The organism is Sphingomonas sp. IC-56, assembly GCF_021043375.1.
Lineage (GTDB): Bacteria > Pseudomonadota > Alphaproteobacteria > Sphingomonadales > Sphingomonadaceae > Sphingomonas.
Genome location: NZ_JAJNDV010000003.1, coordinates 239836 through 264700 on the forward strand (window position 1 = coordinate 239836; position 24865 = coordinate 264700).

General features: G+C 66.7%; 22 protein-coding genes. 8 read left to right on the plus strand and 14 right to left on the minus strand.

Going from position 1 to position 24865, the window contains the following annotated elements; genetic code table 11:
- Positions 1–26 precede the first annotated feature (26 nt).
- The 4 genes from LQ953_RS06015 to nadB all read right to left on the minus strand — a co-directional run bounded on the left by LQ953_RS06015 (position 27) and on the right by nadB (position 7352).
- Positions 27–1547: a lipopolysaccharide biosynthesis protein gene (locus LQ953_RS06015; protein WP_231029818.1), complete on the minus strand. Its 1521-nt coding sequence runs from the start codon at positions 1545–1547 to the stop codon at positions 27–29.
- A complete protein-coding gene (gene polA, locus LQ953_RS06020) occupies positions 1544–4297 on the minus strand; it encodes a DNA polymerase I (protein WP_231029819.1) in 2754 nt (917 codons plus the stop codon). The genes LQ953_RS06015 and polA overlap by 4 nt, the downstream gene beginning before the upstream one ends.
- 75 nt (positions 4298–4372) lie before the next feature.
- Positions 4373–5491 carry a serine hydrolase gene (locus LQ953_RS06025; protein WP_231029820.1) on the minus strand — a complete coding sequence of 373 codons (1119 nt, stop codon included), beginning with the start codon at positions 5489–5491 and terminating at the stop codon, positions 4373–4375.
- Between the two features lie 271 nt (positions 5492–5762).
- The gene (gene nadB / locus LQ953_RS06030) at positions 5763–7352 is read right to left on the minus strand and encodes an L-aspartate oxidase (RefSeq protein WP_231029821.1); all 1590 of its coding nucleotides are present in this window, start codon (positions 7350–7352) and stop codon (positions 5763–5765) included.
- A gap of 67 nt (positions 7353–7419) precedes the next feature.
- Here nadB and LQ953_RS06035 point away from each other — a divergent pair, with 67 nt between their 5' ends.
- Positions 7420–8304 carry an alpha/beta hydrolase family esterase gene (locus tag LQ953_RS06035; protein WP_231029822.1) on the plus strand — a complete coding sequence of 295 codons (885 nt, stop codon included), beginning with the start codon at positions 7420–7422 and terminating at the stop codon, positions 8302–8304.
- Positions 8305–8406: 102 nt separating this feature from the next.
- Here LQ953_RS06035 and LQ953_RS06040 read toward each other — a convergent pair whose 3' ends face one another.
- Positions 8407–9327, minus strand: coding sequence for an ABC transporter ATP-binding protein (locus tag LQ953_RS06040; protein ID WP_231029823.1), 921 nt, complete (start codon positions 9325–9327; stop codon positions 8407–8409).
- 66 nt (positions 9328–9393) lie between these two features.
- Between LQ953_RS06040 and LQ953_RS06045 the strand changes: the two genes are divergently transcribed.
- Positions 9394–9624 (plus strand): zinc-finger domain-containing protein, encoded by a 231-nt coding sequence (locus tag LQ953_RS06045; protein WP_231029824.1) that lies wholly within the window; start codon positions 9394–9396, stop codon positions 9622–9624.
- 18 nt (positions 9625–9642) lie between these two features.
- Positions 9643–11070, plus strand: coding sequence for a metalloprotease TldD (gene tldD / locus LQ953_RS06050; protein ID WP_231029825.1), 1428 nt, complete (start codon positions 9643–9645; stop codon positions 11068–11070).
- Positions 11071–11150: 80 nt separating this feature from the next.
- Here the strand turns inward: tldD and nhaA are convergent, their stop codons facing one another.
- From nhaA to LQ953_RS06065, 3 genes are all read right to left on the minus strand, one after another.
- Positions 11151–12395, minus strand: a complete 1245-nt coding sequence (nhaA, locus tag LQ953_RS06055; RefSeq protein WP_231029826.1) for a Na+/H+ antiporter NhaA — start codon at positions 12393–12395, stop codon at positions 11151–11153.
- A 233-nt stretch (positions 12396–12628) separates the two neighbouring features.
- On the minus strand, positions 12629–14206 hold the full coding sequence (locus LQ953_RS06060) for a lysine--tRNA ligase (RefSeq protein WP_231029827.1): 1578 nt from the start codon (positions 14204–14206) through the stop codon (positions 12629–12631).
- Between the two features lie 181 nt (positions 14207–14387).
- Entirely contained in the window at positions 14388–14813 is a 426-nt protein-coding gene (locus LQ953_RS06065) for an organic hydroperoxide resistance protein (protein ID WP_231029828.1), read from the minus strand.
- 119 nt (positions 14814–14932) lie between these two features.
- Here LQ953_RS06065 and LQ953_RS06070 point away from each other — a divergent pair, with 119 nt between their 5' ends.
- Genes LQ953_RS06070 through LQ953_RS06080 form a run of 3 tightly spaced genes read left to right on the plus strand, consistent with a single transcriptional unit; the run spans position 14933 to position 18686 of the window.
- A complete protein-coding gene (locus LQ953_RS06070) occupies positions 14933–15382 on the plus strand; it encodes a MarR family winged helix-turn-helix transcriptional regulator (RefSeq protein WP_231029829.1) in 450 nt (149 codons plus the stop codon).
- Between the two features lie 49 nt (positions 15383–15431).
- Complete coding sequence (locus tag LQ953_RS06075) at positions 15432–18137, plus strand: ATP-dependent DNA helicase (RefSeq protein ID WP_231029830.1); 2706 nt, start codon at positions 15432–15434, stop codon at positions 18135–18137.
- Between the two features lie 15 nt (positions 18138–18152).
- Complete coding sequence (locus tag LQ953_RS06080) at positions 18153–18686, plus strand: SixA phosphatase family protein (RefSeq protein WP_231029831.1); 534 nt, start codon at positions 18153–18155, stop codon at positions 18684–18686.
- 80 nt (positions 18687–18766) lie between these two features.
- Here LQ953_RS06080 and LQ953_RS06085 read toward each other — a convergent pair whose 3' ends face one another.
- The 5 genes from LQ953_RS06085 to rpmF all read right to left on the minus strand — a co-directional run bounded on the left by LQ953_RS06085 (position 18767) and on the right by rpmF (position 21737).
- Positions 18767–19114 (minus strand): MerR family transcriptional regulator, encoded by a 348-nt coding sequence (locus LQ953_RS06085; protein WP_231029832.1) that lies wholly within the window; start codon positions 19112–19114, stop codon positions 18767–18769.
- 7 nt (positions 19115–19121) lie between these two features.
- The gene (locus LQ953_RS06090; RefSeq protein ID WP_231029833.1) at positions 19122–19427 is read right to left on the minus strand and encodes an integration host factor subunit alpha; all 306 of its coding nucleotides are present in this window, start codon (positions 19425–19427) and stop codon (positions 19122–19124) included.
- 105 nt (positions 19428–19532) lie between these two features.
- Positions 19533–20504, minus strand: coding sequence for a beta-ketoacyl-ACP synthase III (locus LQ953_RS06095; protein ID WP_231029834.1), 972 nt, complete (start codon positions 20502–20504; stop codon positions 19533–19535).
- Positions 20501–21529: a phosphate acyltransferase PlsX gene (gene plsX, locus LQ953_RS06100; protein ID WP_231029835.1), complete on the minus strand. Its 1029-nt coding sequence runs from the start codon at positions 21527–21529 to the stop codon at positions 20501–20503. Before plsX ends, LQ953_RS06095 begins: the two co-directional genes overlap by 4 nt.
- 28 nt (positions 21530–21557) lie before the next feature.
- The gene (gene rpmF / locus LQ953_RS06105) at positions 21558–21737 is read right to left on the minus strand and encodes a 50S ribosomal protein L32 (protein ID WP_231029836.1); all 180 of its coding nucleotides are present in this window, start codon (positions 21735–21737) and stop codon (positions 21558–21560) included.
- Positions 21738–21934: 197 nt separating this feature from the next.
- On the opposite strand from rpmF, the gene LQ953_RS06110 reads away from it, so the two are divergent.
- Positions 21935–22369: an MAPEG family protein gene (locus LQ953_RS06110; protein ID WP_231029837.1), complete on the plus strand. Its 435-nt coding sequence runs from the start codon at positions 21935–21937 to the stop codon at positions 22367–22369.
- 16 nt (positions 22370–22385) lie between these two features.
- Here LQ953_RS06110 and LQ953_RS06115 read toward each other — a convergent pair whose 3' ends face one another.
- A complete protein-coding gene (locus LQ953_RS06115; RefSeq protein WP_231029838.1) occupies positions 22386–23048 on the minus strand; it encodes an MBL fold metallo-hydrolase in 663 nt (220 codons plus the stop codon).
- A 77-nt stretch (positions 23049–23125) separates the two neighbouring features.
- Between LQ953_RS06115 and pabB the strand changes: the two genes are divergently transcribed.
- A complete protein-coding gene (gene pabB / locus LQ953_RS06120; protein WP_231029839.1) occupies positions 23126–24853 on the plus strand; it encodes an aminodeoxychorismate synthase component I in 1728 nt (575 codons plus the stop codon).
- The last annotated feature ends 12 nt before the right edge of the window (positions 24854–24865 follow it).

Consider the following 24865-nt stretch of genomic DNA (forward strand, 5'->3'; position numbering starts at 1 on the left):
GCGGAACCCTTCCGCCAAGCCCCCGCCTAAATCCGCTCCTCCACCGGCAAGGTCGGCCCAGCCTCCGCGCTAGGCACCTTCCGAAACAGCGCCCGGTCCTCCTCCTTGAACGCCCATTTCCACAGCACCAGCGCATAGCTTGCCGCGATCGCAGGAATGCCGATCACCAGCTCGGCCCATTCATATTCCTGAGGCAGCGACGTGAAGATGGTCCCCACGCCCACGCCAACGACCGCCGCACCCACCACCGGCCACCGCCAGCCCGAGACATGCGCGCCAAGCAGCTTGCGCAGCAACTGCGACTTCAGGATCGAACCGAGCGTTACCGCCAGCATCAGCGCCACCGCCACGCCTGCCGCCTGATAGGCAATCGGCCAACCCATCGCCCGCATCGCCAGGATCAGGCCAAAGCTCAGCACGATCTGCACGATCAGCACGCAGATCGAGATCAGCAGATTGCGATGCCGCGCGACATAGACCAGCGCCGATTCGCATACCGCACCTTGCGAGGCGAGCACTTCGGCGGTGAGCAGGAAGGCGAGCGCAGCCGTGCCCTGCACGAATTGCGGGCCCACGACGCCCATCACCGCCTCACCCGGTACCGATCCCATCAGCGCCAGCATGCCCTGTGCGGCCATGATCCAGAACGCGACCTGCCGCACCTGGCGTGCGATTGCCATGCGGTCGTTCACTTGCAGGCTGTGGGTGATCACCGGACCCAGCACGGGATCGAAGCTGGTCTTGAGCTTCTGCGGCAGCGAAGCGACCTGCTGCGCCATGTAATACACGCCAACGATCGCGGGTGCGAACATCAGCCCCAGGATGAAGCGGTCGACATTGCGAGTCGCCCATTCGATCGCGTCCGCCCCGGCCAGCGGCGCGTTGGATCGCGCCAACCCCCACATGGTCGGAAGCTGCGGTCGCCAGTCGCGCGGCAGGCCATAGCTGCGAATGAAGGGGATCAGCGAAGCCACCAGCGCCGCCGCCATCGACAGCATATAGGCCAGGATCAGCCCGTCGCGCAGCGACACGAATGAGAAGCCGAACGCCGCGATGCTGATCGTCCAGGGCTCCACCACCGCGCGCGCGGTGACACTGGCCTTGACGTTCAGGCGATAAGCACACGCCGCAAGACTCACGTCCGACAAGGCGACCGCGAAGATGATCAAGGGGAGCAGCCGGTCGAGGCCGCTCACTGGGCTGTTGGGGAACATCACCTGCGGAAAGACCAGCAGCAGCGCGGTCCCGATCAGCGACGCCACCAGCGCCACCGCCATCGCGTCCCACACCACCCAGCTTTGCGGGCGCTCCTCATTGGTCAGCGCCTGCGCGAGTCCCCGCTTCAGCCCCAGCGTGGCCAGCAGCGCGGCCAGTTCGACCACGACGACGGCCAGCGCGAAGCGGCCGACAATATCCGGCCCATAGACACGGCCGGCGATGAACAGGAAGGGCAGGCGGGCAAGCAGGCGCAGCAGGAAGCCGAACACATTGGTCCGCCCTCCCTTGGCCAGCGCGCTGATGTCCTCAGAAGCCGTGGCGGTGCTCAATGCGCGGCGCCCCAGCTCGGGCCGACACCGATATCGACGCCCAGCGGCACGGTCAGCTTCACCGCCGGTTCGGCCGCCGTCGCCATGACATGCTCGATCACGCCGCGCGCGCGCTCGACATCTTCCTCGGGCAGTTCGAACACCAGTTCGTCATGCACCTGCATCAGCATGCGCACCCGGGGCAGGCCAGCGTCGGCAAGCGCCGGCCCCATCCGCGCCATCGCGCGCTTGATAATGTCGGCGCAGGTGCCCTGGATCGGCGCATTGATCGCCGCCCGCTCGGATCCCGCCCGCTCATTGGGGTTGGAGGCCTTCAGGCGTGGAAAGTGCGTCTTCCGCCCGAACAGCGTAGTCGTATAGCCACGCGCCTTGGCCTCGTTCAGCGTGTCGGCGATGTAGCGGTTGATGCCGGGGAAGCGCTCGAAATAGCGGTTGATCATCCCCTGCGCCTCGTCGACGCTGACATCCAGCCGCCCGGCCAGACCCCAGCGCGAGATGCCGTACAGGATCGCGAAGTTGATCGTCTTGGCGCGCCCGCGGGTGTCGCGGTTCACTTCGCCGAACAGCTCCATTGCCGTCATGTTGTGGATGTCGTCGCCCTTGGCGAATGCCTCGCGCAGCGCCGGCACATCGGCAATGTGCGCAGCCAGCCGCAGCTCGATCTGCGAATAGTCGGCCGCGAGGATGACATTGCCGGGTTCGGCAACGAAGGCGTCGCGGATCTGCCGCCCGGTCTCGGTGCGGATCGGGATGTTCTGGAGATTGGGGTCGGTCGAGGACAGCCGCCCGGTCTGCGCGCCGGTCAGCGAATAGCTGGTATGGACGCGGCCCGTCTCGGGGTCGATCTGCGCCTGGAGCGCGTCGGTATAGGTGTTCTTGAGCTTGGTCAGCTGGCGCCAGTCGAGCACCTTCACCACCATCTCGCGCCCGGGCGAATCCTTGTCCGCCGCGATCCGCTCCAGCTCGTTCACGTCGGTCGAATAGACGCCCGACTTCCCCTTGCGCCCGCCCTTGATCCCCATCTTGTCGAAAAGCACGTCGCCCAGCTGCTTGGGGCTACCAATGGTGAAGGGGAAGCCGGCGATGCTGTGAATCTCCGTTTCCAGCGCAGCGATCTGCCTGGAAAAGTCGTCCGACAGCCGCGAGAGCACGCCAGCGTCCACCTTGACGCCCTCGCGCTCCATGCCCGCAATCACGCCCACCAGCGGCCGGTCGACCATCTCGTACACGCGCGTCGCGCTTTCGGCCGAAAGCCGAGGCTTGAAGCGCTGCCACAGCCGCAGCGTCACGTCGGCATCCTCCGCGGCATAGCGCGTGGCGTTCTTCAGATCGACTTCGCGGAAGCTCAGCTGCTTCTTGCCGGTGCCGACCACGTCCTTGAACGCGATGCAGCTGTGCGAGAGGTGCGTCGCCGCCAGTTCGTCCATGCCATGCCCGTGCAGCCCGGCGTCCAGGTCGAAGCTCATCACGATCGTGTCGTCATAGGGCGCGACGGCAATGCCCCGCCGCGCGAACACGATCATGTCATACTTCAGATTGTGCCCGATCTTGAGCACCGCTGGATCCTCCAGCAGGCCTTTCAGCTTTTCCAGCACCATCGGCTTGTCGAGCTGAACCGGCTTCTCGGCGAACATGTCGCTGCCGCCATGGGTGAGCGGGATGTAGCACGCCTTGTTGGGCGCCAGCGCCAGGCTGACGCCGCACAGCCCCGCCCGCATCGCGTCCAGTTCGCTGGTTTCGGTGTCGATCGCCACCCAGCCTTGGTGCCGCGCCTCGGCGATCCAGCGGTCCAGCGCCTCCTGCGTTACCACCGTCTCATAGGCATCGTGATCGCAGGGCGGATCGTCGGGCAGGTCGACCGATTCGGGGCTGTCCACCGGCGCATCGGCCACGGTGGAAAGCCGCAGGATCAGCGACTTGAACCCGTGATGCTCCAGGAACGCGCGCAGCGGCGCGTCCGGTATCCCCTGCAACTCCAGCGAGTCGAGCGGATCGGGCAGCGGCACGTCGCAGGCAAGCGTGACCAGTTCGCGCGAAAGCCGCGCTTTGTCGGCATGCTCGATCAGATTGTCGCGCAGCTTGCTCTTCTTCATGTCCGGCGCGGCGGCAAGCACCGCTTCCACCGTGCCATGCTCCTGGATCAGCTTGGCCGCGGTCTTGGGCCCAATACCCGGCACGCCGGGCACATTATCGACGCTGTCGCCCATCAGCGCCAGCACTTCGCCCAGCTGCTCGGGCGGCACGCCGAACTTCTCGATCACCGCCTCGGGGCCCAGCCGGCGGTTGTTCATCGTGTCGTACATGTCGAGCCCGGGCTCAATCAGCTGCATCAGGTCCTTGTCGGAGCTGACGATGGTCACTTCCCACCCTTGCGCCAGCGCCGCCTTGGCATAGCTGGCGATCAGGTCGTCCGCCTCCCAGCCTTCCTCCTCGATGCACGGCAGTGAAAAGGCGCGAGTCGCTTCGCGAATCATTGGGAATTGCGGGACCAGGTCCTCGGGGGGCGGCGGACGGTTGGCCTTGTACGCGTCGTACATGGCATTGCGGAACGTGCTCGACGACTTGTCGAGGATCACCGCCATGTGCGTCGGCCCATCAGCCTTGTGCAGCTCGTCGGCCAGCTTCCACAACATGGTGGTATAGCCATAGACCGCGCCCACCGGCTCACCATGCTTGTTGGTGAGCGGCGGCAGCCGATGATAGGCCCGGAAGATATAGCCGGAGCCGTCGACAAGATAGAGATGAGGCATCCGGCGTCAGATAGCAGCGCCGGGCGCCAAGCCCAACCCTGCCGGCATTCTCAACTGTGGCCCAATTGCACCAGTTCAGAAGCCATGAAACGATACCACCGCCGCACCCACTGCCTGCATCAGCAGCTGGCGCTCGCGCGGAGGACGCGGCGTGTCGCCGATCATGATTGCCACCGCATAGGAGCGGCCATCGGGCGCCGTCAGGATGCCGACATCGTTGAAGCCGGCCGTGCGCCTGCCCAGGTCCTGGCCGGTCCCGGTCTTGTGACCATAAGCCCATCCCGCGGGAACCGAGGCACGCACGCGGGCATGGCCGGTCCGCGCCGCGCCCATGGTGGCGAGCAGCCACTGGGTCGAAGCGGGCGACAGCAATTCGCCGCGCTTCAGGCGGCCAAGGGCGCCGGCAATGGCGGCTGCGGACGCGCCGTCGGGCGGATCCTTCACATAGGCTTCATACGCCGCTAGCCGCACCGCCGGCGACAGCCGCGATCGTGCCACGGCAAAGGCGTTGCCGAAGGAATATTCCTGCCGCCATTCCAGCCCGGCGGTTCCGGCCTGCAACAGCCGCTCGCCAGGACCAAAGCCGATTGTTCCCAACTGGTTCTTGGCAACGAAATCACGCACCGCCTGCGGACCGCCGACCAGCCGCAGGATCTTGTCGTTGCAGGTGTTGTCGCTCATCTGCATGGCGCGGCGGGCAATCTCGCCCACCGTGGAGGTATAGCCCTGGTCGCCCTTAACCAACGCGGCCACCGGCTGGTGGAACACCGTGAAATCGGCGCGGGTGATGGTCAGCGGATCGTCGAGGCGGATCTTCCCCTGATCCACCTGGTCCAGCATGGTCATCGTAACCCACAGCTTGCTGACGCTCTGCTGCGGCATCGGTCGGTTCGGCGCACCGGCGGTGGCCATCCAATTGCCCTCGATGCTCTCCACCGCGACGCCGACCACCCCGTCGAAATTGCCGGTGATATCGCTCAAGGCCGACATCAACGGCTGCGGCGCAGGCGCATAGGCGCGCCGCGGCGGCTTCACTGCGGCGGGGAAGGGCATCGCGACGCTGTAGCTTGGTGCCGGAAGATAGGCGGCAAGCATCGAGTCATCGTGCACCGCGCACCCGACCAGCATCGCCGGGCCTAGCCCCGCGATGGTCAGTGCGCGTTCAATTGACGAGAATCCCACCGTTTTCTTCACGCGTACGCCCCATAACTCCTGCCGAACATGCGGCGCTCAGCCCGTGGGGCAAAGTCCGGCCGTGTCCGTATGCGACGAATACGGTGTGTATAGCGGTGAATGGTGAGAAAAGCTGCAACACTTTGCGAAGTAGGCGCAAAATCTTCAGTTCCCGGCTAAGGCCAAGATTCAGCTGCGAGAAGGTCTAGGAGGCAGGAAGCCCTGCCCCTAGCTCGTCACCCCGGCTCAAGGCCGGGATGACGGAGGGGGCGCCAACCCCACCTGCACCCCATCAAGGCACCAAAACCGTATCCGCCGCCACATCCAGCGCCTCCGGATAATCCAGCGTATAATGCAGCCCGCGGCTCTCCTTGCGGTGCAAGGCCGACCGCACGATCAGATCCGCGCTTTCCAGTAAATTCCGCAACTCGATCAGGTCCGGCGTCACCCGGAAATGCCCGTAATAATCGTTCACTTCCTCCCGCAGCATGGCGATGCGATGCGCCGCGCGCTCCAGCCGCTTGGTGGTGCGGACGATGCCGACATAATTCCACATGAACCGCCGGATCTCGGTCCAGTTCTGCTTGATCACCACTTCCTCGTCGGAATGCGTCACCCGGCTCTCGTCCCATGGCCGGATCGCTGGCGGCGGCGCCAGCTCGCCCCAGCGTGCGGTGATGTCGCGCGCCACTGCCTCGCCGAACACGAAGCATTCCAGCAGCGAATTGGACGCCAGGCGGTTTGCGCCGTGCAGCCCCGACTGGCTGACTTCGCCCGCGGCATACAAGTTGGGCAGGTCGGTCCGCCCGTCGCGGTCGATCACCACGCCGCCACAGGTGTAATGCTGCGCCGGCACCACAGGGATCGGCTCGCGCGTCATGTCGATGCCCAGGTCGAGCAGCCGGGCATGGATCGTCGGGAAGTGCGCCTTTACGAAGTCCGCGCCCATATGGCTGATGTCGAGATGGACATAGTCCAGGCCGTGCCGCTTGATCTCGGCATCGATCGCCCGGGCGACCACGTCGCGCGGCGCCAGCTCTGCGCGGGGGTCCAGATCGGGCATGAAGCGCTTGCCCGTTTCGGGGTTGCGCAAGTGCCCGCCTTCGCCCCGCACGGCTTCGGTGATCAGGAAGTTCTTGACCTCCAGATTGTACAGGCAGGTCGGATGGAACTGCATGAATTCCATGTTGGACACGCGCGCACCCGCCCGCCACGCCATGGCGATGCCGTCCCCGGTCGCACCGCTGGGCGCAGTGGAGAACAGATAGGTACGGCCCGCGCCGCCCGTTGCCAGCACTGTGGCGCGCGCCGTGAACAGCTCGACCCGGTCCGTCGCGCGGCTGAAGGCATAAACGCCCCACACATTGCCCGCGCCCGAATAGCGCAGCTCATGCTGGCTGGTCGCCAGGTCGATCACCACCATGTCGGGCACCAGCGTGATGTTGGGATGCGCCTGCGCCGCGCGGAGCAGAGCGGTCTGCACCGCCAGCCCGGTGGCGTCGTCGACATGGACGATGCGGCGATGGCTGTGCCCACCCTCTCGCGTCAGGTGCAGCGCGTCGCCATTCATGTTGAACGGCACGCCCAGCTTCACCAGCGTCTCGATCGCGGCGGGCGCGTTCTCGACCACCATCTCCACCGTCGCCCGGTCGTTCAGGCCCGCGCCTGCGACCATCGTGTCCTCGATATGGTTCTCGAACGTGTCGCCGGGCTCCAGCACCGCGGCGATCCCGCCCTGGGCCCAGGCGGTCGACCCCTCGTCCAGCCCGCCCTTGGCCAGCACCGTCACCTTGAAGCGCTCGGCCAGGTTAAGCGCGGCGGTAAGCCCGGCCGCGCCGGAGCCGATCACGAGGATGTCGCTGCTTGTGGGATCGCCGGGCATACGTTCTTCCGCTGGTTCGCCGCCCCGCCTAGGCGCTAGAATGGGCCCGTTGCAACGAAAGAGACTTATGCGCCAACTGATGCTCGCTTGTGCCGCGCTCCTGTTTGCCACCGTATCAGCGCCCTCGGCGCGCGCCGCGCAGTGTCTGGGCATTGCTCCGGGCACCAGCGCGCGGGTGGCGGTCGGCACCACCGGGCGAGCGATGTTGATCCACGTGCCGCACGGTTACACCGGTCGCGCCCCGCTGGTGTTGCTGCTCCATGGCAGCACCGGCACTGGCGCACAGATGCTTGCGGAATCGCGGCTGGCCGAAACCGCCGACCGCCACGGCTTCGTGGTCGCCGCACCCGATGGCGGCATCGCAGCGGGGCAGGGCTATGTCTGGAACATCCCCGGCGTCCCCACCGTCACCGGCAAGCTGCCCGGACCCGGCGATCCCAACGATGTCGCCTATCTCGCCGCCGCGATCGACGTTCTGGCCAGGCAGGGCTGCGCCGATCGGACGCGGGTCTATGCCACTGGCCTCTCCGGCGGCGGACGCATGACGTCATGGCTCGGCTGCGTAGCCGCGGACCGCTTCGCCGCGATCGCTCCGGTCGTAGGCCTGCGCGCCGGCAACCCTTCCGCCGCCGATCCGCGCTTCCCCGATCCCGCAACCTGCAAGCCCGCGCGCCCGATGCCGGTAATCGCCTTTGCCGGTGCCAAGGACACTACCAACCCGGTCCAAGGTGGTGGCGCCGGCTATTGGCAATACCCGATGCGCCGCGCCGAAGCACGCTGGGCCGACCTCAACGGCTGCCGCGAGAGTCTTGCGGAAAGCATTGAACTGCGCGGCTACACCAACTGCCGCCACGGCGCCGACATGATCGCCCACATCGATCCGCAAGCCGGCCATAGCTGGGTCGCCGACAACGAAGCCATGTGGCAGTTCTTCGATAAACACCACCGCTAACCCCAGCTTCCGTCATCCCGGCCTCGAGCCGGGATCCCGCTTCTTCTGCTGTCGGAGCAAGGCAGCGGGACCCCGGCTCAGGGCCGGGGTGACGAAGAAGGATCAGCCCGCCGAGCGCGTAAGGTTGAGGAACACGTCCTCCAGATCCGCTTCCCGCGTGGAAACATCGACGATCCCCAACCCTGCACCCTGCACCGCGCCCAGCACTTCGCCGGCATTCGCCTGGTCCTTGCGATAGGTGATCACCAGCGTCCGCTCGCCCTTGACCTCGATCTTCTGGAAGCAGTGATTCTCAGGCGCCGTCACCACGTCGCGATCGACGGTCACCTCGACCACCTTCTCCTGCGCCATGCCCACCAGCTCGCGGGTCGGCTTATTGGCGATCAGCTGGCCATGGTTGATGATTGCAATCCGGTCGCACAGCTCCTCGGCTTCTTCCAGGTAATGCGTGGTCAGCACCACCGTCACGCCCTGCGCGTTCAGCGATTTCACATAGGCCCAGAGCTGCTGGCGCAGTTCGACGTCCACGCCCGCGGTCGGCTCGTCCAGCACGATGATCGGCGGCGAATGCACCATCGCCTTGGCGACCATCAGCCGCCGCTTCATGCCGCCCGAGAGCGTGCGCGAATACGCCTCGGCCTTGTCCTCAAGATGTACCGCGCGCAGCAGCGCCATCGCGTCGAACTGGCTCTTGGGAATGCCGTACAGCCCCGCCTGGATCTCCAGCGTCTCCTTGGGCGTGAAGAACGGATCGAACACGATCTCCTGGTTCACGATCCCGATCGACGCCTTGGCGTTGCGCGGATGCGCGTCGATGTCGAAGCCCCAGATCGTGGCGCGGCCGTCGGTCTTGTTGACCAGCCCCGCCAGGATGTTGATCAGTGTCGACTTGCCTGCGCCGTTCGGCCCCAGCAGCCCGAAGATCTGCCCCCGCGGCACCTCGAAGCTGACCCCGTCCAGTGCGCGCTTGCCTCCTGCATAGGTCTTGCAGAGCTGGTCGATCTGGATCGCTGCCTGAGTCATGACGATCCGCATAAGACTCTCAAGCGGCGATTGCGAGCCCTCCCGCGCTTTGCTAGGCGAGTCGGCATGATCCCGCCGTCCGAGACCATCCGTACCTCCCATGCCCGCGTGTCGTGCGACGGCAGCGGCCCTGGCGTGCCGGCATCGCTCGGCCATCCGCGCGTGTTCCTTCAGATCGACGAGCATGGCTATATCGATTGCGGCTATTGCGATCGCCGCTTCATCTTGATTGGCGGCCCGGCCGACAAGCCCGGCACCGAAGGTCAGCCCGACATCGCGTCTGGCGCCAGCCTCTAAGCGTCCTATATCGGAAGGATGAGCCTTCCTTCCGATCCGCGCGCGTTCCTCTACCGCGACCATCTCGACCCCGACACCGCCGCCCGGCTCACTGCCGAAGCGCTGGCGAATGCCGAGGATGGCGAGCTCTACCTGCAATATCGCAAGACCGAGGCGTTCGGCTTCGATGATGGCCGCCTGAAGACTGCGTCCTACGACACCCAGTCGGGCTTCGGCCTGCGCGCGGTCTCGGGCGAAACCACTGCCTTCGCCCACGCCAACGAGATCACCCCCCAGGCGATCCGCCGCGCGGCGGAAACCATGGCGCTGATCGAGCCCGGCAAGGCCGGCAAGGCCCCGCCACCGCAGGGCAACAACCGCCACCTCTACACCGATGCCGATCCGCTGGACCTGGTGCCCTTCGCCGACAAGGTGAATCTGTGCCAGTCGATCGACGCCGCCGCCCGCGCGCGCGATCCGCGCGTGGTGCAGGTGTCGGTCGGCCTCACCGGCTCGTGGAGCGTGGTCGAGATCGTCCGCCCCGACGGCTTCATCGCCACCGATGTCCGCCCGCTCGTTCGCCTCAACGTCTCGATTGTGGTCGAACAGAATGGCCGGCGCGAAACGGGCAGCTTCGGCACCGGCGGCCGCACCCTTTATGACCGCCTGTTCCAGCCCGAAACCTGGAACCGCGCGATCGACGAAGCGCTGGCCCAGGCGCTGGTCAACCTCGACGCGGTCGACGCTCCGGCCGGCGACATGGTCGTGCTGTGCGGCCCGGGCTGGCCTGGCGTGCTGCTCCACGAAGCGATCGGCCACGGCCTGGAAGGCGACTTCAATCGCAAGGGCACCAGCGCGTTCTCGGGCCGTATCGGCGAACGCGTCGCCGCGCCGGGCGTGACCGTGGTCGATGACGGCTCGATTCATGATCGCCGCGGCTCGCTGTCGATCGACGACGAAGGCACGCCCACCCGCGAGACCATCCTGATCGAGGACGGCATCCTCAAGGGCTATATGCAGGACCGCCTGAACGCCCGCCTCATGGGCGTCGAGCCCACCGGCAATGGCCGTCGCGAATCGTTCCAGCACGCGCCGATGCCGCGCATGACCAACACCTTCATGAAGGGCGGCAAGGACGATCCCGCCGAACTGCTGTCGCGCGTCAAGAAGGGCATCTTCGCCAAGAGCTTTGGCGGCGGCCAGGTCGACATCGTCTCGGGCAAGTTCGTCTTCTCCTGCACCGAGGCGTATCTGATCGAGAACGGCAAGCTTGGGCGCCCGATCAAGGGCGCGACGCTGATCGGCGACGGCCCCACGGTGCTCAACAAGGTCACAGGCATCGGCAATGACTTCGCCCTCGACGAAGGCATCGGCATGTGCGGCAAGGGCGGCCAGAGCGTCCCCGCAGGCGTGGGCCAGCCAACCCTGCTGGTGGACGGTCTGACCGTAGGCGGCACCGCCGCCTGACCCCGTCATCCCGGGTGACGAAGAAGACGTACCCCAACTAGTTCCCCGGCCTCCGCCGGGGAACAGCTACACGCCGAAGATCACCGCCCAGAACGCCGCGCCAGCGCCTTCACCGCCAACACCCGCCGCGCCGGCGCAAAGCGCAGCACCGCATACCCCGCCGCCGCCGACAGCACCGACCCGGCAAGCACCCCGATCTTCACTTCGTCGATCAACATATCCTCGCCCGCGAACGCCAGCCCGCCGATAAACAGGCTCATCGTGAATCCGATTCCGGCGAGCAGCGACACCCCATAAATCTGCGGCCAGCTCGCCCAGCCCGGGCGCTTGGCGAACCCGGTCTTGTCCGCCACCACCACACTGGCAAAGATGCCGATCTGCTTGCCCAGGAACAGCCCCAGCAGCACGGCCAGCGGCAGCGGCTCCGCCAACACGCCCAGGCTGCTCCCGGCCAGCGACACGCCGGCATTGGCGAACCCGAACAACGGCACGATCACGAACGCCGACCAGGGGTGCAGCGCATGCTCCAGCCGGTGCAGCGGCGACTCTGCATCGTCGGGCGCCGCCGGCGACTTGGTGATCGGAATGGTGAGCGCCGCCAGCACCCCCGCAATCGTGGCGTGGATGCCCGATCGGAACACGAACACCCACAATATGACCGCGAGCAACAGATAGACCGAAAGCCGCTTCACCCCCGCCCGGTTGAGCGCGAACATGCCCGCGACGATCGCTGCGGCGATGCCCAGCGACACCAAGTCGAGCTCGGCGGTGTAGAACAAGGCGATGATCACCACTGCGCCTAGATCGTCGACGATCGCCACGGTGGTCAGGAACAGCTTGAGCGATGTCGGCGCCCGCTTCCCCAGGATCGCCAGCAGCCCGATCGCAAAGGCAATGTCGGTCGCCGCCGGAATAGCCCAGCCATGCACCAGCCTGGGATAGCCCCCCACCACCAGCAGGTAGAACAGGGCAGGGCACGCCATCCCCGCCGCCGCCGCGACCACCGGCAAGCGCCGCCGGTCCCAGGTGGCCAGCCGCCCATCGACGAACTCGCGCTTGATCTCGAGACCCACGAGCAGGAAGAACAGCGCCATCAGCGCGTCGTTGATCCACAGATGCACCGTCATCGGCCCGTGATGCGGGCTGATCACCGGTCCGGTCTGAATGTGCAGCAGATGAAAGTACTGCTCGGCCACGCCTGGCCAGTTCGCCGCCAGCATCGCCAGCACAGCCGCTGCGATCAGGACGATACCACCCGCCGCTTCGCTGTGCAGAAAGTCACGAGTGGCGGAGCGCGCGCGGCGAAGGGGTGTCAGGGCAGGCATGCCCCACCCGTACCGGATCGCCACCGCCGGTCAAAGCAGCGAGGCACCGCCGCCGCACCCCCACAAATTCCCCGGCGAAGGCCGGGGCCCAGCTGCAATGTCGTCTCGATGGCGCATGACGCATGCAACAGCTGCCCCGCAACTGGGCCCCGGCCTCCGCTGGGGAACTAGAAGAGCCAATCCTCCCGCCGCCATCCAAGGCCGGGATGACGAAGGGAGCGTCAGCGCCGAGACTAAGCCGCCAAAGCCTCAGCAATCAGCTTACGGCTGTTCTCCACCCCATACAGCGCAATGAAGCTTCCCATGCGCGGCCCCTGCTCGGACCCGAGCAGCGTCTCGTACAACGCCTTGAACCAGTCCCGGAGACTCTCGAACCCGCCCGTTTTGCCGATCTCGTACACATGGTTCTGGATATCCTCGGCCGACGCGCCCTCGGGCAGTTCCGCCAGCACCGCGTCCAGCCGCCGTAGCGCCTCGGCTTCCATCTGGGTCGGCGCTCGCCGCTTCAGCGTGCTCGCCACCACGTCGCGATAATAGGCCAGCACCAGCGGCACCAGCTTGGCCAGGTCCGGGTTGCTCTCGCGCGTCAGGCCCTCGCCATAGCGCTCCAGCAGCTTCCACACCGCGTCCTCATTCGCCTGCGCGCCCAGCACCCCGATCAGGTTGAGGAGCAGACTATAGGTGACCGGCAGCGCCTCACTCGGCACATCGCCATTGTGGATATGGTGCACCGGATTGCCCAGCTTCTGCTCGGCCGGCTGGGCGGCATAATTGCCGCGGAACTGCCAATATTCGTCCACCGCGCGCGGGATCACGCCAAAGTGCAGCGCCTTTGCCTTTTTCGGCTCGCGATAAGCATAAAAGGCCAGGCTCTCGTCGGGTCCATAGCTCAGCCATTGCTCCAGGCTCAGCCCATTGCCCTTGGACTTTGAGATCTTCTCGCCCTTATCGTCGAGGAACATCTCGTAGTTGAAGCCCTCGGGCGGCTTGCCGCCCATTACGCGAGCAATTTTGCCCGACTGAATGACGGAGTCGATCAGGTCCTTGCCCGCCATCTCGTAATCGACGTCGAGCGCCACCCAGCGCATCGCCCAATCGACCTTCCATTGCAGCTTGGCCTGGCCGGCAAACACGCTCTGTTCGATGCGCTCGCCCTCGTCCTCGAACGCGATCATGCCCGTCTCGGGGTCGAGTACTTCGACCGGTACCTGCAGCACGATGCCTGACTTGGGGCTGACCGGCAGCACCGGCGAATAGGTCGCCTGGCGCTCGGCGCGCAGCGTCGGCAGCATCACGCCCATGATGCCCTGATAATGGCGCAGCACCAGCTTCAGCGCCTCGTCGAAACGACCGCCCGTATAATATTCGGTGGACGACGCGAACTCATACTCGAACCCGAACCGGTCGAGGAATTCGCGCAGCCGCGCATTGTTGTGCGCGGCAAAGCTTTCATGCGTGCCGAACGGATCGGGGATGCGCGTCAGCGGCTTGCCCAGATGCTCGCGCAGCATCTCCTGGTTGGGCACATTGTCGGGCACTTTCCGGAGCCCGTCCATGTCGTCGCTGAACGCGATCAGCCGGGTGGGCACGTCCGACAGCGTCTCGAACGCATGGCGCACCATGGTGGTGCGCAGCACTTCATTGAACGTGCCGATATGCGGCAGGCCCGACGGGCCATAGCCGGTCTCGAACAGCACATGCCCCTTGGCCGGCGCGCCGTTCGCATAGCGTTTCAGCAGCTTCCGCGCCTCTTCATAGGGCCAGGCCTTTGAAGTGAGTGCGGCGTCGCGGAAGGCGGATAGATCAGTCATCCCGCGCCTCTAGCGAACTGGCGCGACAGGTTCCAGCAACCGATGCAGCGATGGTGTCACAAGCTCCTTCCTTCCGTCATCCCGGCCTTGAGCCGGGATCCCGCTACTTCTTCTACCAGGGCAAGGCAGCGGGACCCCGGCTCGAGGCCGGGGTGACGAAGGCGGGAACCTACCTAAGGCGTCAGGCCACGCTCAGCCCAACATCCACGTTATTCCGGGTCGCATTTGAATACGGGCAGATCTGGTGCGCAGTCTCCACCAGCTTCTCCGCATCAGCACGCGCCAGCCCAGGCAGGCTGACTTCCAGGTCGGCAGTAATCCCGAACCCGCCTTCGCTGCGCGGGCCGATGCCCACCGTCGCGGTCACGGTCGTCTCCGCCGGAACCTTCAGCTTCAGCTGCGCCCCCGCCGCCTTCAGCGCGCCGATAAAGCATGCCGAATAGCCCGCTGCGAACAGCTGCTCGGGATTGGTCCCGTCACCGCCGGCGCCGCCCAGTTCCTTGGGCGTGGAAAGCCTGGCGGTGAAGCGGCCATCCTCAGAGCGGGCTTCGCCATCACGGCCTCCGGTGGCGGTGGCGCGGGTGGTGTATTTCACATCGACGGACATGGTCGAACTCCTTTGCTGGGGACAGATATGTATCGCGATAACTATCTAGCTAGGCCGGCGGGCCCCCCTTGTCCAGCAGTTTATTTATCGCGATATACAATCTGTCTCAGGAGAACCCCGTGCCCGCCGCCCTGCCGCTCGACGACCAGCTCTGCTTCTCGCTCTACGCCACCAGCATGGCGATCACCCGCGCCTACAAGCCGATGCTCGACCGCCTCGGCATCACCTATCCGCAATATCTGGTGCTCCACGCCCTGTGGGAGCAGGATGGCCGCACTGTCGGCGCCATCGCTGAGCGGCTGTCGCTGGAATCGAGCACGATCACCCCGCTGGTGAAGCGCCTCGAAGCCGCCGGCTTCGTCACCCGCGAGCGCAACCCAAACGACGAGCGCCAGGTCCGCGTCCGCCTCTCTGATCGCGGAGCGGCGATGCGTGAGGAATGTGGCTGCCTCGGTGAGCATCTTCTGGATCGTGCAGGTATGGGCGTCGAGCAGCTCGGCACCCTCAATCATCAGGTCCAGGCTCTCTGGAAGGCACTTCGGGCCTCTACGGCACACTCTACAGAATGACGTACACCCTGTTCCCGGCGGAACGAAGCGCGTACATAGTGGCGTGCCGATGACCGCCGCCTTTCCCTATCCCGCGCTCCACGCCAGCCATGGCGGCATCTGGATCGCCACTGCTGAGGAGACCCGCGCCGTCAGTCGCGGCGAAGCGATCCGCATCGCCGCCGACACGCCCACCATCCTCCTCAATGCGCCTCTGATCGGCCAGCGCCTGGGCCACCCCGAACTGTCGGGGCTCGATATCCTCGAACTCTTCGCCTTTCTCCACCCCGCGCGCTTCATGGTGCCCACGCCCAAGGGCCTGGCGCGTGTCACCGATCTCTCGGCACCGGCCGAAGACGCGGACATCGCGGCCTTCCTCCGAGAAGCCGCTGCCGCACTCCTCGCCGTCCCGAACGGTGAGTGGAAGGAGCGGGAAGGGGGCTGGCACGCGCTCCAATCGCTCTACCGCCTCCGCTGGCCTTGGGCGCCCGCGCTCAGCGAGCAGATCGCCAAGCCCGAGCGCGCCGAGCGCTGGCTGTTCTCCAAGCTGCCCGAATGGGAGGAGCAACCCCCGCGCCCTGCGCCGCGCACGATCTCGCTCAATCCCGAACAGGTGGCGGAACGCCTCGCCGCGCTCACCGGCAGCGGCGCCGAACGCCGTCAGGGCCAGCGCGACTATGCCGCCGCCGCCGCCAGCGCCTTCACCCCGCGCGCGGTGCGCGACGCGCCCAACCTCGTCCTCGCCGAAGCCGGCACCGGCATCGGCAAGACACTCGGCTATCTCGCCCCTGCCTCGCTCTGGGCCGAGCAGGCGGGCGGGGCGGTGTGGGTCTCCACCTTCACCAAGGCGCTCCAGCGCCAGCTCGCCGCCGAGGGCGAACGGCTGTTCCCCGACGCCGAGCAACGTCACCAGCGCATCGTCACCCGCAAGGGGCGCGAGAACTATGTCTGCTTGCTGAACCTTGAGGATGCGCTGCAAGGCGGGTTCGCCGGGCGCGCGGCGATCCTGGCGCAGCTGGTAGCGCGCTGGGCCGCCTTCACTGCCGATGGAGATATGATCGGCGGAGACTTGCCCGGTTGGCTGCCCACGCTGTTCCGCCGCAACGGCTCGACTGCGCTGACGGATCGCCGCGGCGAGTGCATCTACGCCGGCTGTCCGCATTACCGAAAATGCTTCATCGAACGCGCGGCCCGCGCCAGTGCCGAGGCCGACATCGTCATCGCCAACCACGCATTGGTAATGGTCAACGCCGCGCGCGGCCGCGAATCGGCGACGCGCCCCTCGCGCTACGTGTTCGACGAAGGCCATCATCTGTTCGACGCGGCCGACGCGATGTTCTCTGCCGCGCTGACGGGGCAGGAGTCGATCGAGATCCGCCGTTGGGTCACTGGCCCCGAATCGGGTTCCCGCGGCCGACGCCGCGGCCTCGCCGCCCGGCTGTCGGACGTCGCCAGCTATGACGAGGCAGGCGGCATCGCCATTGCCGAAGCAGTCGATGCAGCCCGCGCGCTGCCGAGCGACGGCTGGCTTCAGCGCGTCGCCGAAGGGGAGCCGTTCGGCCCAGTCGAGGCGCTGCTCGGCGCGGTGCGCGGGCTGGTCTATGCCCGCGACGTCAACGGTTCGGCGGAAGCCGGCTATGGCCTGGAAACCGAACTGGCCGAACCTGACGCCGCACTGGTCGAGGCCGCAGGCCCAGCCGCCACCGCGCTCGACGCGCTGATCCGCCCCATGGTGGCGCTTGGCCGCCGGCTCGAAGCGGTGCTCGCCGACTCGCCCGACTGGATGGACGGTCCGGCACGTGCGCGGATCGAAGGCGCGATCGCTTCGCTCGCCTGGCGCACGGAGACGGTGGGTGCCTGGCTGGCGCTGATCGCGCGCATCGGTGGCCCGGCCGATCCCGAATATGTCGACTGGCTGGCGATCGACCGCGTCGAAGGCCGCGAATACGACATTGGCCTGCACCGCCACTGGCTCGACCCGTCAAAGCCGTTCGCCGACACCGTGCTCAAGCCCGCCCACGGCGCTTTGGTCACCTCGGCAACGCTGCGTGCCGGTGGCGACTGGGACATCGCCGAGGCCCGCTCGGGCGCCACGCACCTGATCCGCCCTGCTGCCCGGTTCGAAGCGCACAGCCCGTTCGATTACGCCGCGCAGGCCGAAGTGCTGATCGTCACCGATATCAAGCGCGGCGACTTGCCGGCCCTTGCCAACGCCTATGCTCGCCTGATCGTGGCGGCCGAGGGCGGCACACTTGGCCTCTTCACTGCTATTCGTCGCCTGCGCGCGGTGCATGCCCGCATTGCCGACCGGCTCGCGCGCGAAGGGCTGCCTTTGCTCGCGCAGCATGTCGACCCGATCGACACCGGCACCTTGGTGGACATCTTCCGCGATGATCCGCGCGCTTCGCTGCTCGGCACCGACGCGCTGCGCGACGGCGTAGATGTGCCCGGTGAATCGCTTCGCCTGGTGGTGATGGAGGGCGTGCCCTGGCCCAAGCCGACCGTGCTCCACGCCGCGCGGCGGCTCGCCGGGGGCGGCAGCGCCTATGACGACCGCATCATCCGCGCCAAGCTCGCCCAGGCGTTCGGGCGGCTGATCCGCCGCGCCGACGATCGCGGCAGCTTCGTGCTGCTCTCCGCCGCCATGCCGTCACGCTTGCTGAGTGCGTTTCCAGTGGGAACGCCGGTGGCCCGGGTGACGTTGGACGAGGCGATCGAGCGTGTCCGGCTTTCCTTGGCAGCGCGCTTGCGGCATGAGGCGCCGGCAACCGCCTGAACCACCCGGGGACGCATGAAGACGCTCACGCTGCTGCGCCACGCCAAGTCCGGGTGGGACGACCTCGTCGCGCGCGATTTCGACCGGCCGCTCAACCCCAAGGGGCAGCGCGCCGCAGCGATGATGGGCCGCCACTTGCGCAGCCTGAAGCTCCATTTCGGCCATGCCGTCGCCTCCCCGGCACTGCGGGTGATGGAGACGCTCGACCATGTCGGGCGCGGTTATGGCAGTGCGCTGGCGCCCGCCTGGGACCAGCGCCTGTACTTGGCCTCCGCCGCGACCTTGCTCGACGTGATCCACGACTTGCCAGCCGATGCCGACGAAGTGCTGCTCGCCGGGCATAATCCGGGGCTTGAGGAGCTGATCTTGCAGCTGGTGCCCGAAGGCAGCGCTTTGCGTGACGAAGTGGCGATCAAGTTTCCCACCGCCAGCCTCGCGCAGCTGCACTTCGCAGGAGAGTGGGCCGATGTTCGGCGCGGGTCGGCGGAATTGGCCTTCTTCGTACGCCCGCGCGATCTCGACCCGACGCTCGGCCCCGACACGCCTTAGCTGTTCACGGCTGCCTTCGCCGGGGAGCTCTTATTGCGCACCTGCGCGACGCATCTCAGCGCGCACAAGCCGCACCGCGCCTAGTCCCGGTCGTCCCGCAGCGCCTCTGCCAAGGCATCCCGCACCGCGCGCAGGTTCCCGTCGGGTACCACCACCTCAGGAGCAGGCGCTCTGACGCCCTTTTCCTCCGCAAGCAGCTTCTGGACCCCACGGATGGTATAGCCCTGGTCCGCCAGCAGATGGTGGATACGCCGCACCAGGGCGACGTCTTCGGTGCGATAATAGCGGCGGTTACCTGCGCGCGTCAGCGGGCGCAGCTGGGGAAAGCGCGTTTCCCAGTATCGCAGGATATGCTGCGGCCGCCCGATCTCATCGGCCAGTTCGCCGATCGTTCGCAGCGCGCCGGCTGCCTTTCCCGGCGCCGCCATCGGTTATTCAGTCACCCGCCACGATGCGGTCGCGCATCATCTGGCTGGCGCGGAAGGTAAGCACACGGCGCGGCGCGATCGGCACTTCGACGCCGGTCTTCGGGTTACGGCCGATCCGCTCGCCCTTGTCGCGCAGGATGAAGCTGCCAAAGCCGGAGATCTTCACATTTTCCCCCTTGGCCAGCGACTCGCACATATGGGCAAGAATCTGCTCGACCAGGCGTGCGGCGTCCGCGCGCGACAGGCCAACTTCGCGATGCAGCGATTCAGCCAGATCGGCTCTGGTCAGCGTGCCTGCATCGGCGTTGTCCACGAATGTCCCCCGAACTTAACCTGTGTTGCCCCAGCTTAGCAGATTGCGAAAAATTCGCAAACCAGCAACATGCCTAACGGCGCATCCCTTGCACCGTGCGTCGCGTCAGAAGCGAACCACCGCCGCGCCCCAGGTGAAGCCGCCCCCCATTGCCTCAAGCACCAGCAGGTCGCCGCGCTGGATTCGTCCGTCCCGCACGGCGGTGTCGAGCGCGAGCGGGACCGACGCCGCCGACGTGTTGGCATGCTGGTCGACAGTAACAACGACCTTTTCGGACGCGAGGCCAAGCTTGCGCGCCGTGGCGTCGAGGATGCGGGCATTGGCCTGGTGCGGCACGACCCAATCCACGTCACCGGCGCTCAGTCCGGCCGCCTCAAGCGATTCGCCCATCACCGCGGCCAGGTTGGTCACGGCGTGCCGGAACACTTCGCGGCCCTTCATGCGCAGCTTGCCGACGGTGCCGGTGGTCGACGGCCCGCCATCGACATAGAGCAAGTCGTTGTGCCGCCCATCGGCGTGGAGCCGAGTCGCCAGGATGCCGGCACCAGAGGCTTCGTCGCTTTCCTGCGCTTCGAGCACGATTGCGCCGGCGCCATCGCCGAACAGAACGCAGGTCGCGCGGTCTTCCCAATCCAGGATGCGGCTGAACGTCTCGGCACCGATCACCAGCGCGCGGGTATGTGCGCCCGCGCGGATCATCGAATCGGCGACCTGCACGGCGTAAAGGAAGCCCGAGCACACCGCCGCCACGTCGAACGCCACGCAATCGCCGATGCCCAGCGCAGTCTGCACGCGAGTCGCGGTGGCGGGGAAGGTCTGGTCCGGAGTCGCGGTAGCGAGCACGATGAGGTCGATCGACGTCGATTCGATCCCTGCGGCTTCCAGCGCGGCGCGCGCGGCGCCAGCAGCCAGCGTGCCCGTCGTCTCGTCTTCAGCGGCGATGTGGCGGAAGCGGATGCCGGTGCGCTCGACGATCCACTCGTCGGTGGTGTCCACCGTTTCCGCCAGTTCGGCGTTGGAGACGCGCCGCGCCGGCAGGAAAGAACCGGTGCCGAGAATAACCGAACGCCGTGTCACGCAGCCTTAGCCTCGAAATTCCCAAGATCCTCGGCGATGCGCCGATTCAGGTCGTCGCGCAGCATCTTCGCCGCAAAGCCGATGGCGGTATCTATGCCGACTTCGTTGGCGCCACCATGGCTCTTTACGACAATGCCGTTCAGCCCCAGGAAAATCGCGCCATTGTGATTGTTGGGGTCGAGATGGTGGCGCAGCAGCTCGGTCGCGGGCTTGGAGATCAGGAAGCCGATCTTCGAGCGTACCGAACTGGAGAATGCGCGCTTCAGCAAATCGCCGACGAAGCGGGCCGTGCCCTCGATCGTCTTCAATGCGATGTTGCCGGAAAAGCCGTCGCACACGACCACATCGACTTCACCGCGCGACAGCTTGTTGCCTTCGATGAAGCCCTTGAAGTCCAGGCGCAGATGCGTGGCATTGCGCAGCTCGGCCGCGGCGTCGCGGATGCTGTCGGTGCCCTTCATCTCCTCGGTGCCGATGTTCAGCAGCGCGACTCGGGGATTTTCCAGATCGAGCGCGATCCGCGCATAGGCGGCGCCCATCACGGCGAACTGCACCAGGTTGCGGGCGTCGACTTCGGTGTTGGCGCCAAGATCGAGCATCACCGAATCATTTTCGCCCAGCGTCGGCATCAGCGCGGCCAGAGCTGGACGATCAATGCCCGGCATGGTGCGCAGCGCCAGCTTGGACATCGCCATCAGCGCCCCGGTATTACCCGACGACACAGCGGCGCCGGCGCGGCCCTGCTTCACCATGTCGATGGCGATGCCCATCGACGTGGTCTTGGCACGGCGGATCGCCTGGCTGGGCTTGGCGTCGGACGCAACGACATCGGCCGCGTGGACGATCTCCGACGCGGCTGTCAGATGGGGGTGGGCGTTCAGCCCTTCGCGAATGCGCGCCTCGTCGCCGACAAGGATGAATTCCATCCCGTCGAAACGGCGGCGCGCTCGCGCGGCCCCAGCCAGCATGACGGCAATACCCTCATCGCCGCCCATTGCATCGACGGCGATTCGCAAGCTGGTCATGCCGGCAGGCCTCTTGTCCGCGTTTGGCTCAGGCCTCGGCGGCGATGACTTCGCGGCCGTTATAGTGGCCACAGCCGGTGCACAGGTTGTGCGGGCGCTTCAGTTCGCCACAGTTCGAGCATTCCTGGAATGCTGCAACGGTGAGCGAGTCGTGCGACCGGCGCATGCCACGCCGCGACGGCGAAGTTTTTCTCTTAGGAACGGCCATCGAGGCACCTTCTTACAAAACAGACACTTGAATATAGGTCGCGATACGCCCGCGTCGATGTTCAGGCAAGCGACGGCTGATGCCGGCCGCCCGCCGGACCAGCGGACAGGTCACGAAGCGAGGCAGCGCCTATAGCGATTCTTGCCCATGTTGCAAGTCTGTGTAGGGTGCCGGCGCTTAACACCCGGGGGAATATCATGCTGTTGCCAGTCGCGCTCACCACCACGGGCGCCGCCGCGCTGATCAACTTCTGGCTCGCCATGCGCGTGGGGCAACTGCGAATCGGCAAAAAGATCTCGCTTGGCGACGGCGGCCACCCCCGGCTGCTCGCGCGCATGCGGGCGCATGCCAACTTCGCCGAATATGCCCCGATCGTGCTGATCCTGATCGCGCTGATCGAATTCGCAGTCGGGACCCAGTTGTGGCTTTGGGTGGTCGCGGCGGTGTTCATCATCGGCCGCATCCTGCACGGCTTCGGCATGGACGGAGCCATGCGCCTGCGCCAGGTCGGCATCATCTCGACCATGCTCATCATGGTCGGGCTGGCGCTGTTCGCCGCCTGGACCGGGCTTCAGAGCCGCGGTACGCCGGAACCTGGCACCACCGTGTTCCGCATCCAGCAGACCCGCTGAGCCTTGCCGGGGCGGCTCAGCCCCGGCCCAATGCCACGTCGCCGACGAACGGATTCGTCCGCCGCTCATGCCCGAAGTTGCTCGCCGGGCCATGGCCGGGGATGAACGCGACATCGTCGCCGAGCGGCCACAGCTTGGTGACCACTGCGTCGATCAGCGCCTGGTGGTCGCTTAAGGGGAAGTCGGTGCGCCCGACCGATCCACGGAACAGCACGTCGCCAACCAGCGCCAGCTTGGTCTCGCGCTGATGGAACACGACATGCCCCGGCGTGTGCCCGGGGCAGTGATACACGTCGAAGCCCAGGTCGCCCACGGTGACGCGATCGCCTTCGTTCAGCCAGCGGTCGGGCTCGAACGGCACGCCGCGGATCCCGTATTTGCGGCCATCATTGTCCAGCCGCGCGATCCAGAAGCGGTCAGCTTCTTGCGGTCCCTCGATCGGCACGCCGAGTTCCTGCGCCAGCACCCCGGCCTCGCCGCAATGGTCGATATGGCCGTGCGTCAGCAGGATCTTTTCGACGGTCACGCCATGCTCGGCCGCCACCGCGCGCAGCTTGGGCAGGTCGCCGCCGGGATCGACGAAGGCGCCGCGCATGGTGCGGGTGCACCACAACAGCGTGCAGTTCTGCTGCAGCGGGGTGACGGGGACGATGACGGCGCGAAGCGGAAGGTCGGACATATCCGCTGATAGGCCGGGCAGGGGCGTGGCGGCAACACGGGGTTGCTCCTGCGATCGGGTAGCGGCATGCGCTCGGCATGGCGCTGCCGGCCCCTCCTTTCGTCCTGCTCGACGACGCCCGCGACGGCGGCGCGCCCGCGCGGCTCTATCGCGACCCGGTTGAGATCATCGAAGCGCAGGGCGAGCGAGAAGTAGAGCGCGCGATAGAGGGGCTGCGCACTGCCTCAAGGCGGGGGCTCCATGCCGCCGGCTATCTCGATTATGAGGGGGCGAGCCTGTGGTTCGGCCTGTTCCGCGGCTTTCAAGTGCTTGATCCAGAGGGGGTTTCGGCACTGCTTCCCGATCCCGCTGGCGCTTGGGCGGGCGCACCCGAACCCGGCGTCAGCTGGAGTGCGTATCGCGCCGCTTGCGACCGGGTGCTCGATTATATCCGGGCCGGCGACATCTATCAGGCGAACCTCACCTTCCGCGCCACGCTGCGCTACGCGGGCAGCGAGGCCGCGCTGTTCGCCCTGCTGCGCCAGCGCGCCCGCGCCGGCTATGGCGCGCTGATCGCCACCGGCCGCAACTGGCTGCTCAGCTTCTCCCCCGAACTCTTCTTCGCGCTGGAGGACGGTCAGCTCACCGCCCGCCCGATGAAGGGCACCGCCGCACGTACCGGCGACGACGCTCGCGATGCCGCCGCTGCCCAGGCGCTCGCCGCCGACGCCAAGCAGCAGGCCGAGAACCTGATGATCGTCGACCTGATGCGCAACGATCTCGCCACCGTCGCGACAGCGGGCAGCGTTGCGGTGCCCGAGCTTTTCCGGGTCGAGCGCTATCCCACGGTCCACCAGATGATCTCCACCGTCACGGCCACGCTGCGCCCGGAGCTTGACGCCGTGGACGCGCTGCGTGCGTTGTTCCCCTGCGGCTCGGTGACCGGCGCGCCCAAGATCCGCGCGATGCAGATCATCGGGGAGGTCGAACCCGATCCGCGCGGCGTATATACCGGGACGATCGGCAGGCTGGATCCGAATGGCGATGCGATGTTCAACGTGGCGATCCGCACGCTGGTCTGCGATGGGGCAGGAACGGCGGTGCTTGGCCTGGGGTCTGGCATCGTCGCCGATTCGCGGCCGCGCGCCGAATGGGAGGAATGCCTTGCCAAGGGAGCGTTCGTGACGGCTGGTGAGTCCGCGTTCGACCTGATCGAGACGATGCGCTTCGATCCGCTGGAGGGGCTCGCCTATCTCGAGCGGCATCTCTCGCGGATGAAGGCGAGTGCGCTGGCGCTGGGCTTTCCGTTCGACCGGCACGCCGTCCGCAACGAACTTCAGGCCGCCACCTTCCGCCTGCGCCACGCTGCCAAGGTTCGCCTGTTGCTCGGCCCATCGGGGGCGATCGCGATCGGGGCCCGCCCGCTTCCGCAGGCACCCGCTGCACCAGTGGGCGTCGCGCTCCGCCCGCTGCCGGTTGCGCCCGACGATTTCCGGCTTGCGCACAAGACCACCCGCCGCGCCTTTTACGACCGCGCCCGTGAGGCGGCGGGCAGCTGGGAAGTGCTGTTCACCGACGCTGATGGGTATCTGACCGAGGGCAGCTTCACCTCGCTGTTCGTGGAACGGAGCGGCACCCTCATCACGCCGCCGCTCGCCCGCGGGCTCCTGCCGGGCGTGCTGCGCGCCGAGCTTCTGGAGACCGGCCGTGCAGTGGAAGGGGACCTCACCCCCGCCGATCTCGCTGGCGGCTTCTTCCTCGGCAATGCCGTGCGCGGATTGGTTGCAGCCGTTACAGTTGCGGAAAGCGCGAACCCGGACGTATAGCCCGCGGCGTTC

Coding starts and splice junctions, on each gene's coding strand:
- polA (WP_231029819.1), bottom strand. CDS start 4,297: ATGCCTCATCTCTATCTTGTCGACGGCTCCGGCTATATCTTCCGGGCC.
- nadB (WP_231029821.1), bottom strand. CDS start 7,352: ATGCCCGGCGATCCCACAAGCAGCGACATCCTCGTGATCGGCTCCGGC.
- LQ953_RS06035 (WP_231029822.1), top strand. CDS start 7,420: ATGCGCCAACTGATGCTCGCTTGTGCCGCGCTCCTGTTTGCCACCGTA.
- LQ953_RS06040 (WP_231029823.1), bottom strand. CDS start 9,327: ATGACTCAGGCAGCGATCCAGATCGACCAGCTCTGCAAGACCTATGCA.
- LQ953_RS06045 (WP_231029824.1), top strand. CDS start 9,394: ATGATCCCGCCGTCCGAGACCATCCGTACCTCCCATGCCCGCGTGTCG.
- tldD (WP_231029825.1), top strand. CDS start 9,643: ATGAGCCTTCCTTCCGATCCGCGCGCGTTCCTCTACCGCGACCATCTC.
- nhaA (WP_231029826.1), bottom strand. CDS start 12,395: ATGCCTGCCCTGACACCCCTTCGCCGCGCGCGCTCCGCCACTCGTGAC.
- LQ953_RS06060 (WP_231029827.1), bottom strand. CDS start 14,206: ATGACTGATCTATCCGCCTTCCGCGACGCCGCACTCACTTCAAAGGCC.
- LQ953_RS06065 (WP_231029828.1), bottom strand. CDS start 14,813: ATGTCCGTCGATGTGAAATACACCACCCGCGCCACCGCCACCGGAGGC.
- LQ953_RS06075 (WP_231029830.1), top strand. CDS start 15,432: ATGACCGCCGCCTTTCCCTATCCCGCGCTCCACGCCAGCCATGGCGGC.
- LQ953_RS06080 (WP_231029831.1), top strand. CDS start 18,153: ATGAAGACGCTCACGCTGCTGCGCCACGCCAAGTCCGGGTGGGACGAC.
- LQ953_RS06085 (WP_231029832.1), bottom strand. CDS start 19,114: ATGGCGGCGCCGGGAAAGGCAGCCGGCGCGCTGCGAACGATCGGCGAA.
- plsX (WP_231029835.1), bottom strand. CDS start 21,529: ATGACCAGCTTGCGAATCGCCGTCGATGCAATGGGCGGCGATGAGGGT.
- rpmF (WP_231029836.1), bottom strand. CDS start 21,737: ATGGCCGTTCCTAAGAGAAAAACTTCGCCGTCGCGGCGTGGCATGCGC.
- LQ953_RS06110 (WP_231029837.1), top strand. CDS start 21,935: ATGCTGTTGCCAGTCGCGCTCACCACCACGGGCGCCGCCGCGCTGATC.
- LQ953_RS06115 (WP_231029838.1), bottom strand. CDS start 23,048: ATGTCCGACCTTCCGCTTCGCGCCGTCATCGTCCCCGTCACCCCGCTG.
- pabB (WP_231029839.1), top strand. CDS start 23,126: ATGGCGCTGCCGGCCCCTCCTTTCGTCCTGCTCGACGACGCCCGCGAC.